This is a genomic window from Anaerococcus sp. C0059F3 (assembly GCF_056590475.1).
This window is the reverse complement of the sequence record NZ_JBWPWE010000006.1, coordinates 33,054-49,599: the sequence shown is the minus strand read 5'-3', so window position 1 is coordinate 49,599 and position 16,546 is coordinate 33,054. Positions and strand designations below refer to the sequence as shown.

Below are 16,546 nucleotides of genomic sequence, written 5' to 3'. Positions count from 1 at the left end.
CTTTATAATTTATTCAGTTTTGTCATTAAATCATTTAAAGCTAGTGCAATATTTTTATTTTGTTTTTTATTATTAACTTTAATCTCCTGTATAAGAAAGTATTCACTAGTTAAATCTGCGCAAATCTGGTTAACTTCTTCCATAACTATTTTTTTTAAAGTTTTAAACCATTCTTCTATTTTCTCATCTTTATTTACGTCATATTCAATGGAACTTAGCCAATCTTTAAAAGGCTTATCTATATTAAAATACAAAGACTCTAAATAGTCATTTAATTCAGGTTTAACTATTTTGTTATCAACCTTTTTAAGCCTTAAAATTACTTCTACAAACTCAATGTAATTGTCATCTATAAATTTTTTTGTATTTTCTATTGCTTGATTTATTCTATAAACCCAACCTTGATCAGAACAATCTGCTGTTATTTCATAATCTATTCTTAGCTCATCGTACATTTCATTTTTCATAGTATTAGAAGCGGTACTATCACCATTGATTCCAAGACCAACTAACCTTACTTTAGAAGTATCTATCAATTTAGAGATTTCACCCATCCAGTCAATAATATATGGAGTTTTATATTTATTATCTGACACATTTTTATTAAATATCATACCAAAGTTACGCCATAAAGATTCATAAGAATTATTTTCTCTTGGCGCAAACTCATCATTACCTTTTTTACCTATATTTTCCCAAATAGTCATACATTCTAAAAAGCTATCTTTTTTGTCTAAAATCGGTAGCTGAATAACTTCTAAATATCTACCATATTCATTTTCTGTCTTAGAAATCCTTATAGCTCGGCTATAGTCAGTATATAATCTGGCCAAGTTATCAATTCTACCATTATTTAAATAAAATTTTATATTTTCTTCTGGAGAATGCTCCCAAGCTGGACTTTGAATAGCAGTTATAAACTTTTTACTTGGATGAACTAAGACAAGGTTTAGAAGTAAGGTTTTAAATAAATTATCAGTTTTATAATGTAATCCACCGATCGAATAAAGCCAGCCTTTATGACCCTCATATTTTTCAATGTTTTTAACTTCTTCAAAAGATTTTATTTTTATTTTATCCGGAGTAGAAGTATATCCCATAAAATTTATTATCCACCTAGTTAATTGGGCATTTGTCAACTTATCTCTAAATGGATTATCTTCATCATTAACCATCGAAAAAATAGCTGTATTATCTTTAGTTTCAGATATTAAACGATTGATTGTTTTAAATGACATTTGACCCGCATCTTTTGTAGGTTGTTTTTGATTATATAATTCACATTTACCTGAAAAATCTTCTTTTACTTGGTAAAAAGGAAACTCTTCATCAAAAAGATAGAACCTATCGTGCCAACATTCTAGATAGTCTAATACTATTTCTGGAAACTCTCCATTATTCCATAGATTTTCCCATGTTTTCATCAATTTTCTTCTATATCTTGATTCATCTTCTTTTAAAATAGGTTCTGTCTGCAGCATTTTATCATCTATTTTCACAATTTCGTAAGGATTTCCATCTGCATCAAACCTTGAAAAAACCGTGTGAAGAATAGCAAGTATAAATCTCATTACAGCAAAATTTTGAGTAGGCATTTCCCCAGCAAAGTCCAGGTAATAATGACAATTTTGAAAAAACTCCCTCAAACCAACAAGCTTCGTTGTTCCCTTGTAGTCAGTCACCACCGATATCCAGGGCTCGTCAATTAAGTTAAATTCACTCATCTTTCTCCTCCTTTTTTACGATTAAGCCATACTTTTCATCATAAAGTAAAACCTTATCCCCTAGCCTAAATTCATTATTTGAATCAAATATTATCGCCAAAGAATTTTTAAGCCAAGCTTGGTTGTCCCAAGGAGATAAGTTTGTCAGATAATACTTTTCCAAATCTTCTATTATCTTATCAATTATATACCCATTATCTTTATCATAATATACAGCATTCGGAAGTTTGATAGTTCTTTTTGCTATTTCCATTGCAGTCTTATTATCAGATGGATCTAAGGGACCTGATTTATCAAAAAATTCATAACCACTCTCGCAGGCCTTGAGGGCGATTACTTCTACTAAGTCAACACTATCACGCACTTTCCCACCTGCTTTTATGTCAGAAAGCTCAACAATTCTTTCTGAATTACTAAACCATTCATGAATATTAGACTCTGGTTCTATATAATAAATTTCTGGTATGTCAATCCTATAATTATCAGCTTTGTCTCTTTGCTTTAAAATTCTTTCATCATTTTCTTCTCTATATTTTTTGTATATTTTTTTAACTTCGCCATCTAAATCCAAATCCCCACCAGAATAAACCAATTGAACTAGGTGGGAAATATCATTTGGCAAGTTTATTTTTTCTGGCAAATAATATTCAGTTCTAAATAAAATATAAGGGGAATATACAAAAGAACTTCCCTTATCAAAATCATAGCCGCCACAGTTTAAGACATAAACTTTTGGATTTTTGAGATTTTCAGGTCTTTTAGTTTCCTCATGCCTATGAAGCCTGCCCATTCGCTGAAGGATTAGGTCCATTGGAGCAAGATCAGTAATTAAAATGTCAAAATCTATATCCAAAGACTGCTCGATTACTTGGGTCCCTATGACGATTTTAAAATCAGGCCTATTGCCATTTTTGCCAATAGTATCTATGAGATTCTTTTCTTTTTTGTACCTATCGGTTGCGATAAAAGACGAATGCAAAAGCTCAACCCTGTCTTCGCCAAAAGATTCGATACATTGTCTGGCAAAATCCTGGGCCTTCCTAACTGTATTTACCATCACGCCCACAATCCCACCTTTTGGTGTGTTTTCTTTAATTAAACCAACTAGGTCTTCGCTCTCATCTTTAGATTTTTTTATTATTTGATAGTCTATTCCAGCTTCTTTCTTAAAATCAGAAAATTGTTTTATAGTCGCCCCGTCATTGTAGGTTAAAAGTGGGTAGGCTTCATTTGTTTCAAAACCTTCTGGTTTTGGGAGCCTTGAATAACCAAGACGCGCCCCAATCATATATTCTTCTAGGATTGCATTTCTCTTAGCTATTGGTAGGGTAGCAGAAAGGATTACAACAGGCACCTTATAAGCCCCCAGCCACCTTAAGGCCCTGTACAAAAATACGGACATATAAGCATCATAGGCATGGACTTCATCAATGACTACAACCTTATTAGACAAACCCAAATGCCTTAGCATAAGATGTTTTTGTTTGAGGGCTGCAAGGAGGATTTGATCTACAGTTCCAACTGTAAAATCATCTAAAATCGACACCTTCCTACCCGCAAACCATTCATTAACCCCAACGCCGTCTTCGCCGTGGATATTCCTGCTCTTTGGAAGCTTTGAAAATTCATCATTAAGCTGGGCCTTGCCATGGATTAGCCTGAGGGATTTTTCTCCCTCAATATGGTCAAGCCATTCTCTCACACGGGTAAAAATCCCATTTGAAGTAGCCTGGGTAGGTAGGCCAAAAAACATACCATTACGATTAGTTTTTTGAGCTAAATCTTCAACAGCTATGAGGGCAGTTTCGGTCTTGCCCATGCCCATTGGTGCTTCTATAATAAATATCCCAGGTTCATCAGTATTGGAAATTGCTTCTGAAATTTTCTTTTGGGCATCTTTTGGTTTTTCTATAAAAGGAAATCTTCCCTTATAAATGCCTTCAGAATAAGGTTTAGGATTCCAAGCTTCAGTCCTATCATTCTTCCACTTTTCATATCCTTCTTCCAATCTTTCTGACTCAACCTCAATTTGATCTATAGGAATCAAAGGAAAATAATTTTCATTACTAGATATCCAGTCTGCCATAATCAAAAGCCCAGACAAAATAACTTGGCCGGGCTGGGAAATTAAAGGCAAATCCTTAGGGTCAGAAAAACCGCACTCTAAAAGTGCCTTATCAAAAATATTTTTTTGTAAATTTTGCCAAAAGATAGCTATATCCGAATTTATATTGTCTTCTTGATAAAGGCTTGATGCAAAAGAAAGACAAGCTTCAGACTCTTTTTCAGAAATAGGTCTGCCATGGTGGGCGCCAAGAATATTTGCCACGCAAAGATTAACCCCATATGTAGTTAATAAATGCTGGCTGCTAATATTGTGGGCAATATTTTCCCTCTTGGCCAAAGCAAAATTATCAAGGTCTTTAAAACCCGCATTTATAAGCTTTTCTATGATTAAACTATCAAGTTCAGAATCTCCATTAAAAGATTTTTTAACCTGAAAAATAGCTGTAGCCTTGCCCAGATCATGGACCCACCCCAAGAATCTACATAAATTTAAAAGAAGTTCGTCCTTATCCTCTACATCAGAAAGCACAGAATCCATCAATAAGTCTTTCACCCCTTGGGAAAGCCAGCGGTCATATAAAAGTCCGCAAATCTTACTAGTATCATCCAGATGGACCATCAAAGGCAACCACATAGGCTGATTATCCACCCTATTTTTCTTAGCCCACAAAAATTTCTCCATAAAATACTCCTTCTTAATACAATTATATAAAAATTAAGAATATTGTGCAAACGTTTTTACGCTCCCTGAAAAGCTCATAGATTGAATCATTTATAACCCCGCAAATGCGGGTAGTATATAACAGCAATCAAAACATGTTAATGTGGATGAGGATCATCCCCGCGGGTGCGGGTAGAGCAATCTTTGTGCACCGTCCAAAAGATAATACCAAGGATCATCCCCGTGGGTGCGGGTAGAACGTCGACATTAAAGATATTTTAACCTTAGCAGTAGGATCATCCCCGCTTACGCGGGTAGAACGCAAAAATAGGTATGCCTGAAATTAAGATTGTAGGATCATCCCCGCTTGCGCGGGTAGAACAAAGTTTTTTGTTGACTCCTTCGTTGTACATTAGGATCATCCCCGCTTGGGCGGGTAACACCAGAGTAAAAAAACCACTCTGAACCAGTTTTCAGGATCATCCCCGCTTGGGCGGGTAACACCCATCAAAAGTCCTATAAACCTTCTTATCTGGAGGATCATCCCCGCTTGGGCGGGTAACACCATTACCTCGACCAACTAAGAAAAATTCACCAGGGATCATCCCCGCTTGGGCGGGTAACACTCCAAATTATTTTTTATGATTTCATTAAGTTTAGGATCATCCCCGCTTGGGCGGGTAACACATTAAAAAATCCCCTATTTTATCACATTTTAAAATTAAGAAAACCTATTTTTATTTACTTTCCCTTTTACCTCGATTTTTGAAGTCTAGATTTTTTTATCCCATATCCTACTTACATTATATATTAAAAAAGGTGATGTTACAAAATAGCTATATCTATTCTGAATATCACCTTCATTAAGCTTTTCTGGGCTTACTTCTTTCCCCTTACTTCCATATAATAGTGGTCTTGGTCCTTGGATAGGGTTTGGGTTTTGATGTTTTTTTCTAGATCAAAACCGAGGTTTCCTTCTCCTATGGTAAGCTTGTCGTAGTCTATGATTTGTGTTTCGAATTTATCCACGTCTATGGCCGAGTCTAGCTTGGTTAATAGGTCGTAGCCATATATTTTTTGGTCATTTCTCTCGCCGTAGAAGTCGTAAGAACCTTGCTTGTAAGAGTTTATAGTAATTTGGCTTGTTTGATTTTCTCCTAGGTCAATTTCAAATTCTGTAAAGATAATTCTTTGGGTGTTTGTTACATCCATTAGGTCTAGGTTGCCATTTTCGTATCTCATCATTGGTTTTTCGCTCAGTACGCCTGTGGCATAGAGTTCTCTGATGTAGAGGGCTTTGTATTCTTCATAGGATAAGGTGTATGATGGAATATTGCCATTATCCATTCTCCAATAAGCAAAGTCTTTTTCTCTTGATGATTGTCTTTCTTTATATCCCTCAAAAAGTATAGGTAAGGTCAAATCTAAGGCTTCATCTAGGCTCATTTCTTGTCTTTTGAGGTCTGCACCAGCATTTTTTAGATTATTTCTAAGCTTGGATGCTTTGTCTTCGTAGCCATCCCAGCCACCTGTGCTTTGGGCTTCGATTTTCACACTTGGTGTGTCCTGGCCTAGGATAATCAGATAGTGCTTGTCCCCATAGATCGATTTTTCATCTTTTTTTGGGATGGAGTATTGGTAAAATTCTTCCTTACCGTCATCAAATTTGCCAAAGCCATCAAAACCTAGACTTAGGACCTTGGACTTGTCCCTATCAATTTCTATTCCTGCTACTAAGGTTGGATTTTCATCCTCATTGTTTTCTTCATAGTAGCTGTTGGTTAGGCTGTAAACTGTTACTGGTATATCCTTGGTGTTTGAGATTTTGTCAAGGGCGTCTTTCAAATATGACCCGTCATTTAAGGCCTTTTGGTAGTCTTTCCATGACATATAGTCCCTAAGGTTGAGGGTTTCTGCTGGGTCGATTTCATTGGCAGTTGAAACAAAGTCCCCTGTATAGTCTCCGTAATGTAATTTTGCCTGCAAAGCATTCCCGTCTTGGTCAATTGTTGGACATGAGTAGGCTAAGTCATCGACGCTTGATACAAAGGGATAGAAGAGCTTTATTTTCTTTGCAGGGCCCTTGTTTTTTATCATATATTGGTCCTTTAGCAAGGCTGTTTTAGGGCTTTGATCTGCGATATTTGTAGTGAAGAAATCAAAAGTTAATTTACGACTAGCATTTATTTCATCCTTATAATCGGCAGATCCTAATATGAGCGGAAGGATTGGTCCCTCGTATTTCATAAATCCTCCGGCTTCATCAGTGGTGATTTCCTTGGATGGGCCCATAGAAGTACTGCCAGGAAGCCATTCTTTCAAAAAGCTAAGAGAAACAACGACTAGGGCCAGGCAGGCTGCAAGGGCTCCTATTTTTTTCCATGAAAAATTTTTATGCTTGGCCTTGGTATCAAGATCAACGCTTTGGCCCCCGACCTTGTAGGTCTCTTCTTCTAAGTCGCCAATGGCCTTAAAGAGAATTTCGGCATTTTTATTTCCCCTATTTTTCTTTTTCATAATAATCCCTCACTTTCTAAGATTTCTCTCAGTTTTTTTCTAAGTCTATGTAGCCTTGTCACTAAATTGTTGTACTTGTAGTTTGAATTTGAGGCGATTTCCTTAATTGGGATGGCGTAGAAGTAACGCTGGATAAAAATTGTTTTATCTTCGTCAGATAAATTATTTAAAAATTCATTTAAAATCCTTAACAAGTCCCTATAAATGACCTCTTCTTCCAAATCATAAATACCTGAAACAACCTCATCTAGCTCGTCAAGTATCAAAGGTATTTGCCCTCCTCCCCTTTTTTCGGCATGGGTTTTTCGATAGGAATCTAGGGACAAATTTCTAGTGATTTTTGCCAGAAATAATTTGAAAACATTAGGATTTTGCGGTGGAATAGTCCTCCAAGTTTCTAGGTAGGTATCATTAACACATTCCTCAGCACTTTGAAAATTATCCAAAATATTGTTACTAATCCTAAAGCAATAGGGTCTATATTTCAGGTCCGTTTCTTTGATTGCAGCTTCATTCCTATCAAAATATAATTTGATTATGTCCTTATCATCCATAAAATCTTTCACCCCCTCTATCCTATAAGACGTAAATTAGTGAGAAATATTACATAGTTTTCTATTTTTACAAGTTTTCCAAATTTTAGCTTATCTTGTCAATTATATACCCATTTTATTTATTCCCCTTCCTTACAAATCTTGTAATTGTATCATCTTTTTTTACTTGCTATAATTTATTTGTAATTAAGTTAACTTAAAAAAATACAAAGGAGAATTATTATGAAAAAAAATTTAAATGTTTTTGTTAAGGCGGCTCTTGTTTTTGGCCTTGCATTAGGAATGAGTGCTTGTGGCAAGTCTAAGGCTGATGTTGAGGTTGGATCTGATAATATTATTAGTTTTGAGGAGACTGAGAAAGACTTTGTTGATTCTGCTAAAAATCTTGATTGGCCTGAGGGTTATGAAATTCCTGACCATTTAGATGATGATAAGGATGCAACTTTTGAAGCTGGTTTCGGCAATACTAGGGCTTCCCAATATTGGGAGGCTGCTTGGCAGGAGGAATGGTTAAATAATTATAAAACCAATCCAGAAAAGGCAGAAAAGGCTCTTAAAGAGCTTGAAAAAGCTCCTGGTATGGCTTATATGGGCCCTGATAAATGTGATGATGCCACTAGAAAAGCTTTCAAAGATAGTCTAGAAAAGGCTAAGGATGGGGACCCTTCAGGTTTTGAAGAAAACCTAAAATTAAATGACCCAAGATAAAGCACAAAAAAGACGAGGATTTTTCCCCGTCTTTTTTCTTTGCATTTTATATTCTTTCTATAAGCCTTTTTTAAAATTTATAAAGCAAACACTTTTCGATTTATTTGCATGATGGAGTTTTTTCTCTTGTTTTTAGATTATGAAAGCCCCCTTCTTGTCTATTTCTAAAGCTTTTAGGTCATAAGTCTTTGATAGTTTTCCTAATTTTTCCCTTATTTCTTTTTCTGAACTATCATCGTCTTCTTTTAAGACTAGCATTATTGTAGATCCAGCACCGCTTAGGTAGTAGGCTAGGGCACGAGAATCTCTTATTATTTCCTCGATTTTTTCTATTTCTGGAATGAGTTTAAACCTGTATGGCTGGTGGATTTTATCTTGAAGGGCGATTTTAAAATTGTTTTCATCTCCCGATCCCAAAGCTAAAACCAACATAGCCACTCTCGAAATATTGAAAATTGCATCTGCCTTTGGGTAAGTATCCGGCAAAACTTCCCTAGCTTTTTTGGTTGAAAGTCTAAAGTCAGGGATTAGGGCCAAGAACTTAAACTTGTCTGAAATTTCAATTTTTTCAAGATAAACTTCCTCATTTTCTAAAATAGAAACAACCGCCCCACCGAAGATGGCTGGGGCCACATTGTCTGGGTGCCCTTCGATAGCAGTGGCAATTTTTAGGATTTCTTTTTTGTCAAAATCTCTTCCCATGATGTCAAAGGCTGCCATAATTCCCATAACTATGCAAGCTGCAGATGAGCCAAGGCCCCTTGATACAGGAATATCCGCTTCAAGGTCAAAAGAAACTGGCACTAGCTTTTCCTTATAAAAATCAAAGGAATATTTATAGGCTTGATAGATGAGATTTTCTTTTAGGTTTTCCTCAAAAATCTCTTTATCATTACTAGGCCTAAATTCACAAGTATTATAAAGTCCTAGAGCCAAACCCAAAGCATCAAAGCCTGGGCCCAGGTTGGCTGATGTGGCAGGCACAGCAATTCTCTTGCCACGACCAGCAAACTTAAGGACTTCTTTTGCAATTTGATCTTTTTCAATCTTTGTCTTGTGGATTATTTTTTTGCCCTTTAATTTCCTAATTTCCCTAGGGATTTTTACACCATTTTTCTCATAAAGGGTCATTATATTTTCAAATTCGTCGTCCTTTGGATTTTCTCCCAAAGCCCTTAGGACTGATGCGGCAAATTTATAAGGACTAGCTGTTGATAAAATCATTGTTTTCCCAAGTCCTAATTTATCTACAACAGCCTTAGCCACGCTTGTGTGGGGATCTATCAAATATCCCTCGCCTTCATAAACTTTTTTGATGGCTTCTTCGGTTTCCTTTTTATTTGCAAAGCCCGCCATAAATTCAGAAAAATCGCCCTCAAAAGAAAAGCTTCCCTTTTTTCTTAAATCTTCCATCTTTTCTCTAACAACCTTATCCGAAGACTTGTGGAAAATTAACCTTTCAAGATTTGACGAAACCAAAATATCCATGGATGGCGAAATTGTTTTGACTAGGTCTCTGTTGGCATCATAGGTCCCAGTTGTAAAGAAATCAGTCAAAACATTGTTGTCATTTGAAGCAATTATTAATTTTCCAACAGGAAGCCCCATTTCTTTGGCATAAAAACCTGCCAAAATGTCGCCAAAATTACCAGTTGGGACACAAAAAGATACCTTATCCCCACACTTTATTGCTTTTTTATTTACCAAATCTGCATAGGCATAGAAATAGTAAACAACTTGGGGAAGGAGCCTGCCTATATTGATGGAATTTGCTGACGATAGATAAGTATTTTTCTCTTTTAAGTCTGCCTTTATATTCTCATCATTAAAGATTTTTTTGACAGCACTCTGGGCATCGTCAAAGTTGCCTTCGATTGCTATAACCTTTGAATTTAACGAATCTGTCGAATCCATCTGGAGCTTTTGAATGTCACTAACACCCTCAGTCGGATACAAAACCAAAATATCAATATCTTCAGTATTGTAAAAACCTTCCAAGGCGGCCTTGCCAGTGTCCCCTGATGTTGCTGTTAAAATCAAGGTCTTATCCTTGATACCCAGGGATTTTTTTGCATAGGCCAGAAGATTTGGCAATAGGCAAAGGGCAAAGTCCTTAAAGGCCGATGTCCTGCCATGGTAGAGTTCTAGGTAATAGTCTTTTTGGTAGGCAATTTTTACAATCTCATCTTCAAAAGTCGAGTAAGACTTATCTATCAATTCCAAAAGGTCGTCCTTATCAAAATCTGTCAGATAAAGAGAAAGGATTTTCTGGGCCATCTTTGTGTAGGACAGGTCCAAATTTTCCCCGATGTCAAAGACTGGAAAATATTCTGGTACAAAAAGTCCCCCATCATCGGAAATCCCCTTCACAATGGCTTGTCTACCTGATATTCTTAGATCGGCATTCCTTGTCGATAAAAATTTCATAAGTCCTCCTCAATTTCCGCTAGGAAAAAGTCTCTTAGGTCTAAAAGTTTCGGTTTTAAGGAACTTAGGCTGACTTTTTTTGTCAAAATGAAATGGTCCTTATCGCATACTTTTTCAAACTTGATCAAATCTTTCAAGGCTGGGCTTACTTTCTCGCACCTAATGTAAAATTTATTTTCGAGAATATTTTCGACCTCATAGTGATTTTCTCCGTCATAAAAGGCTGGAATTTCCCTTCTTGATAAGATTCTCAAGAGGTCACGGACGATAGCTTCGGCAGTTTCAAGCCTTCCTGCCCCTGGTCCCTTAAGTTCATAGGAGACAAAATTTTCTCCCCAAACTTTAACAGCATTGGTTTCGTTGAAAGTTTTGGCAAAAAATTCGTCGTTTACAAAGCTAGGAATTACAGATATATTTATCTTGCCATCTTTTAGCTCTGACTTGGCCAGCATCCTGATTGAATATCCCATGTTTTTTGCAAAGTCAAAGTCAGCTTTTTTGATGTTTTCAATACCGAAAGTCGGGATTTCTTCCTCATTAATCTTTGCATTGTAAATCATCGAAGAAAGAATCCTAATCTTTCTCATAGAGTCAAAGCCGCCCACATCTGCTGTCGGATCAAGCTCTGCAAAGCCCAGGTCTTGGGCCTTTTTTAGGACATCTTCATAGGAAGCTCCCTCCATTTCCATTTTTGATAGGATATAGTTGCTTGTTCCATTCAAAATCCCAAAAACCTTGTCCATATTATTGAAAAGTGCCTCTTCCATAAGAGGATGGATTAGGGGAATTGCCCCACCAACCGCAGCTTCGTAGGAAAAGTAAACCTCATTTTCCCTGGCCAAGTCATTTAATTCTTCAAAATATTTTGAAACTACAGCCTTATTCGCAGTTAAAACATTTTTATTAGCCTTCATAAGGGCGACCATTCTCTGGTAGGTTTCTTCTAGACTTGTTGTCACATCAATAACTGTGTCCACATCCGAAGCTAAAATCTCATCAAAATCGTCTGTAAAAACCAAACTTTTTTCAAAGGGATTTCTTTTTTTGCCTATATTTTTAATTAAAACCCTGTCAATTTCTATATCCAGCTTATGTTTTCGTAAAATTTCTCTTTTTTTATATAAAATTTCCTCGACCCCTGTACCAACAGTGCCGAAGCCCATAATCGAAATTTTCAAATCAAATCTCCTGGTATAATCTTGCCTCAATCTTGCTTAGATCCATAAAACTCGTCATAAATAGCACGGATTGCCTTCTCAAAATCACAGGTTTCGACACCTATGATGATGTTAATCTCGCTTGATCCCTGGCTTATCATCTTGACATTGACGCCTTCCTTGGCAAGGGCGGTAAAGGTCCTAGAAGACACACCCTTTTCCTTTTTCATGCCACGACCAACAACAGCTATTAGGGAAATGTCCCTCTCCCAAGAAATGCTATCAACATTAAGATATATCTGCAATTCCTCGAGAACTTTTTTGAGTTTTGGCGTAATATAGGAATCTGCCACGAGAACAGAAACCGTATCAATGCCCGAAGGCATATGCTCAATCGAAATATCATTTGACTCAAAAACTGTAGTAAGTTTCCTAAAAAAATCCTTTTCGTTGTTCATATTTACCTTTTCCAGGGTAATAGAAGTGAAGTCTTTTTTACCGGTAATACCTGTTAGGATATGCTTATTTTTGATGTCAGAATTTGAAACAATGAGGGTGCCCGCCTTGGCTGGAGCATTAGTATTTTTGATATTAATCGGAATATTTTTGTCCCTAAGAGGGAAAATCGCCTCTTCGTGGAGGACATTGGCCCCCATGTAGGAAAGCTCCCTAAGTTCCTTGTAGGTAATAGTCTCAATTGGGCAAGGATTTTTGACAATCCTTGGATCTGCGACCAAAAATCCAGACACATCTGTAAAATTTTCATAGATCTGGGCATCCATGGCAGAAGCAATAACAGAGCCTGTCACATCAGACCCTCCACGTGAAAAGGTCTTAACATCGCCATCTTCCTGGCCATAAAAACCTGGGATGACAGCCCTGTCATGCTTTGATAGGATATTTTTTATATTTTCCTGAGATTTTTCTAAATTAAGTATACCTTCATTAAAGAAAATCAAATCCTTGGCATCAACAAAATCATACCCAATAAAGGAAGCAAGGACCTGGGCACTCATAAATTCACCACGACTAATAACAAAATCGTAGGAGGCCCCATTTGTAATCTCTTCCTTGACATCGGCAAGAATAGAGTCAATATCAATAGCAAGGCCAAGGTCATCGACTATATTTTTATAGACATCCTCAATTATTTTGTAAACCTCATTGAAATTTAGGTCGTGGTCACTTAGCTGGTGGCACATGGCAAGAAGGTCGGTGACCTTGTGGTTGTTATTGACACCCTTTCCTGGCGCAGAAACAACTATGTATTTGCGGTCCTTATCCGCTTGAATTATATCCTTAACTTTTTGAAGCTGGCCGGCATCAGCCAGTGAACTTCCTCCAAATTTAGCAACTTTCATCTTCTTCCCCTTTATCAAAAAATAATATAAAATCCTTAACTATATTTCTACATCACGTTAAAGCAATTTAAAAAACTATACAATTTTTATCCCGGTTGTCAATTATTAGATAACCATGGTAAAGCAGTGAAAACGTAACCTAAGTTGATACCATCAGGAAGGGGAATTTTTAATAAAATATTTCATCTCAAACAAAACTATTTCGCCATTTAATGGTATAGTAGAAATGAGAGTTAATTTTACATATTATTTTTAAAGGCTTGCCTTTTAGAGATTTTTTTATTATAGAAAGAGGATTTTATGGTTGATTTTGACGGAAAATTATTTTTTGCACCCATGGATGGGGAAGTTTTGGACCTTACGGACTGTGTAGACCCGATTTTTTCCCAAGGAATTGTTGGGGCTGGGGTTTTGATTATCCCTACTGGTTCCAAGGTTTATGCCCCTTGTGATGGCACAATTTCTATCATTGCCAATTGCAGGCATGGAATCGCTATTAAAAATCCAGCAGGTTTCCAGGTCCTAATCCACATCGGCATTGATACTGTTGATATGGATGGGAATGGCTTTAAGTCTTACAAAAAAGTGGGCGATAAGGTCGAAAGCGGAGATCTTTTGCTTGAATTTGACCTAGAAAAAATTAAAAAGGCTGGCAAAAATATCCAATCACCTGTTGTTATAACCAACCCTGAGATCAAAAAAGTTGAAATCCTCAAAAAGGGCACTGTTAATTACGGTGATGAATTTTTTAGGATTTGCGAGCCAAAATAAATAGAAAATATAGAGAAGAATAGAAAAGAAAGAATAAGTTAGGAGTTGTATGAAAAAATTAATTGCAGTTGATGTTGATGGGACCCTGGTTAATAGCAATGGCCAGATTACGGCGAGGACTCGAGAGGCGCTGATAGCTGCGACTAAGGCTGGTCATGAGGTGATGATTGTTTCGGGCAGGGCGACTTCCGGGCTAAGGCACCAGGCAAAGACCCTTGCCTTTGACAAATATGGCGGTGTCCTATCCTCCTTTAATGGTGGGGAGCTCTATGAATTTAAGGAAAAGAAAGTCCTCTCAAGCCACAGGATGGATTATGACCTAGCCATGGAAATCCTTGCATTTACAAAGGATCTAGACCTGGAACTTATGATTTTTGATAGAAAATATATCCTTACCGATAGGGCCGATGGTTTTTATGTTAAGCGTGAGTCAAAAATTATAGATATGGAAATCAAAGAAATTCCCGACCTTAGGGATAGGCTTGATTTTGCCCCAAATAAATTTCTTTTTGCCCAGGACCCTAAAAAAATTGACAAGCCTGCTAGGGAGCTTTTGAAGAAGTTTGGCGATGTGACTGAGCAGGTCAAGTCTTCTAGGTTTTATTATGAAGTAATGCCTAAGGGTCTTTCCAAAGGGGCATCAATTATTGAAGCTTGCAAGATTTTTGGAATTGACATCAAGGATACCATAGTTTTTGGCGATGAAATGAACGATATATCTATGTTTGAAGTGGCAGGTACTGGTGTTGCCATGGGAAATGCGGTTGAGTCTATAAAAAATATCGCAGACTATGTTACAAAATCGAATAATGAAGATGGAATTGCTTATTACCTAGAAAATTTTGTATTGAATAAGGAGTAGAAATGAATCTAATTGTTGCCCAATCAGGTGGACCAACCTCTGTTATTAACTCATCTTTAGCAGGTGTAATCGACAGCGGTATTGATAATGATTTTGAGAAAATTTTTGTTTCTATGAACGGGATTGAGGGAATTATTAATGAGAATATCAGGCTTGTGGACGCTGAGGTCTTTACCAAAGACAATATGACCAAAAAACTTAAGGCAAGACCTGCCTCTATCCTTGGTTCTTGCAGGTTTAAGCTTGACGATAACCTAGATAGTCCGGTTTATGAGAAGATTTTTGCCGTCCTTAAGAAATATGACATCGGACTTTTTGTCTATATAGGTGGCAATGATTCCATGGATACAGTCAAGAAATTAAATGCCTACATAGATCACAAAAAAATCGAGGGAATCAATGTGATTGGCTGTCCAAAGACAATCGACAACGACCTTGAAGGCATGGACCATTCTCCAGGTTTTGGATCAGCTGCCAAATATATAGCCTCAACCTTGAGGTCTTTAAGGTGTGATGTGGATATTTATGACCTTGAAAGTGTGACCTTTGTTGAAATCATGGGCCGCCACGCAGGTTGGCTAGCTGCATCAAGCCTTGTTGCAAATTACGATTACCCAAAAGATTTGGTAAATCTCTTATATATTCCAGAAGACGAAATGTCTATAGATGAACTCTTAGACGACATCAAAAAGGACTTGAAAACCGAGAAAAACCTCCTAGTTGCAATTGCTGAGGGCTTTAGAGATACAGGCGGAATTTTATCTGAGGAAGTTTTCACCAACACCAAAGATGGCTTCAACCACCCAATCGTGTCAGGAGTTGGCCAAAGACTTGCCGATTTAGTTAGGGATAGACTTGACATCAAGTCTAGGGCAGTTGAGCTAAATATCGTCCAAAGATCAAACACTCTTATTTCTGAAGTTGACTCGAAAGAAGCCTACAACCTTGGCTATAAGGCTGTTGAAATAGGAACCGATAGAACCAATCTAGTCCCAGTTTTAAGGAGAAAAGAAGGCAAGGACTACGAGGTTTATTACACAGAAGTAGCCCCAGATGAGATAGCCAACAGGGAAATGAAAATCCCGCAAGAATGGCTAGTTGACAAGAAAACCCTAGAAGAAAAAATCCAAGCCTACGCCCTACCTCTAATCGAAGGCGAAGTAGACCAAACCTACGAAAAAGGCATGCCAGTATTTGTGAAAATAGAAGATTTCACTAGGGAAATTTAGGAAAAACCAAAACCAGCTAGGCTCGAATTTTACGAGCTTGGCTGGTTTTTGTTTGAATTGATTTTGTGGGAATCATATTATTTATTGTATATATTCTATGATAATACTTTGAGGAATAGTTCGAGTAAAAATACACCCACCTCGAGGAGTAAAGCAACGAGAGGTCTCTATAGTTTTCCCCGAATTGGGTTCGCTCTTACATCGGGATTTTTGAGTGAATTACAAAGAATTGGGATAATAACAATGCATAGACGGAACCCTTGATGAAGAAAACGATGGAGGTCTCTCACCTACCTACGGTAGGATTCGAGACGGGGCTGTTAATTTAAGTTGATTTCAGGGTAGTTAGAAAGTTTGTTATATAAAGATAATTCTAAAAATCTGAGAAATAGTCCGAAGCTCCTCCCCTCGCTTCAGAAACGATGGTGTGAGTTCTAAGATATTCTTGAAATTATTTTTATACTCTTATTCAAAGAGTAAAACTCATCTAGCAATGTTTGGCGAAAGC

At 37.0% G+C, this 16,546-nt stretch carries 11 protein-coding genes and 1 CRISPR repeat array; of the genes, 4 read left to right on the top strand and 7 right to left on the bottom strand.

Going from position 1 to position 16,546, the window contains the following annotated elements; translation table 11 throughout:
- Positions 1-2: 2 nt before the first annotated feature.
- The 4 genes from AC1EJ5_RS05105 to AC1EJ5_RS05090 all read right to left on the bottom strand — a co-directional run bounded on the left by AC1EJ5_RS05105 (position 3) and on the right by AC1EJ5_RS05090 (position 7,535).
- Complete coding sequence (locus AC1EJ5_RS05105; RefSeq protein ID WP_479814950.1) at positions 3-1,724, bottom strand: type I-E CRISPR-associated protein Cse1/CasA; 1,722 nt, start codon at positions 1,722-1,724, stop codon at positions 3-5.
- Positions 1,717-4,473, bottom strand: a complete 2,757-nt coding sequence (cas3, locus tag AC1EJ5_RS05100) for a CRISPR-associated helicase Cas3' (RefSeq protein WP_479814948.1) — start codon at positions 4,471-4,473, stop codon at positions 1,717-1,719. Before cas3 ends, AC1EJ5_RS05105 begins: the two co-directional genes overlap by 8 nt.
- 272 nt (positions 4,474-4,745) lie before the next feature.
- Positions 4,746-5,139: direct repeats of the CRISPR family, unit length 28 nt; unit sequence GGATCATCCCCGCTTGGGCGGGTAACAC.
- Between the two features lie 192 nt (positions 5,140-5,331).
- The gene (locus AC1EJ5_RS05095; protein ID WP_479814946.1) at positions 5,332-6,969 is read right to left on the bottom strand and encodes a hypothetical protein; all 1,638 of its coding nucleotides are present in this window, start codon (positions 6,967-6,969) and stop codon (positions 5,332-5,334) included.
- Positions 6,966-7,535 carry an RNA polymerase sigma factor gene (locus AC1EJ5_RS05090; protein WP_311487210.1) on the bottom strand — a complete coding sequence of 190 codons (570 nt, stop codon included), beginning with the start codon at positions 7,533-7,535 and terminating at the stop codon, positions 6,966-6,968. Before AC1EJ5_RS05090 ends, AC1EJ5_RS05095 begins: the two co-directional genes overlap by 4 nt.
- A 210-nt stretch (positions 7,536-7,745) precedes the next feature.
- Between AC1EJ5_RS05090 and AC1EJ5_RS05085 the strand changes: the two genes are divergently transcribed.
- Positions 7,746-8,231, top strand: a complete 486-nt coding sequence (locus tag AC1EJ5_RS05085) for a hypothetical protein (protein WP_479814944.1) — start codon at positions 7,746-7,748, stop codon at positions 8,229-8,231.
- Positions 8,232-8,363: 132 nt separating this feature from the next.
- Here the strand turns inward: AC1EJ5_RS05085 and thrB are convergent, their stop codons facing one another.
- Genes thrB through AC1EJ5_RS05070 form a run of 3 tightly spaced genes read right to left on the bottom strand, consistent with a single transcriptional unit; the run spans position 8,364 to position 13,176 of the window.
- Positions 8,364-10,658: a homoserine kinase gene (gene thrB, locus AC1EJ5_RS05080; protein WP_479814942.1), complete on the bottom strand. Its 2,295-nt coding sequence runs from the start codon at positions 10,656-10,658 to the stop codon at positions 8,364-8,366.
- Complete coding sequence (locus AC1EJ5_RS05075) at positions 10,655-11,836, bottom strand: homoserine dehydrogenase (protein WP_479814940.1); 1,182 nt, start codon at positions 11,834-11,836, stop codon at positions 10,655-10,657. The genes thrB and AC1EJ5_RS05075 overlap by 4 nt, the downstream gene beginning before the upstream one ends.
- Before the next feature lie 26 nt (positions 11,837-11,862).
- Positions 11,863-13,176: an aspartate kinase gene (locus AC1EJ5_RS05070; protein WP_479814938.1), complete on the bottom strand. Its 1,314-nt coding sequence runs from the start codon at positions 13,174-13,176 to the stop codon at positions 11,863-11,865.
- A gap of 300 nt (positions 13,177-13,476) precedes the next feature.
- Here AC1EJ5_RS05070 and AC1EJ5_RS05065 point away from each other — a divergent pair, with 300 nt between their 5' ends.
- Genes AC1EJ5_RS05065 through AC1EJ5_RS05055 form a run of 3 tightly spaced genes read left to right on the top strand, consistent with a single transcriptional unit; the run spans position 13,477 to position 16,038 of the window.
- Positions 13,477-13,947 carry a PTS sugar transporter subunit IIA gene (locus AC1EJ5_RS05065; protein WP_479814936.1) on the top strand — a complete coding sequence of 157 codons (471 nt, stop codon included), beginning with the start codon at positions 13,477-13,479 and terminating at the stop codon, positions 13,945-13,947.
- 49 nt (positions 13,948-13,996) lie between these two features.
- Entirely contained in the window at positions 13,997-14,809 is an 813-nt protein-coding gene (locus AC1EJ5_RS05060) for a Cof-type HAD-IIB family hydrolase (RefSeq protein ID WP_479814934.1), read from the top strand.
- Between the two features lie 2 nt (positions 14,810-14,811).
- A complete protein-coding gene (locus AC1EJ5_RS05055) occupies positions 14,812-16,038 on the top strand; it encodes a diphosphate--fructose-6-phosphate 1-phosphotransferase (protein WP_479814932.1) in 1,227 nt (408 codons plus the stop codon).
- The last annotated feature ends 508 nt before the right edge of the window (positions 16,039-16,546 follow it).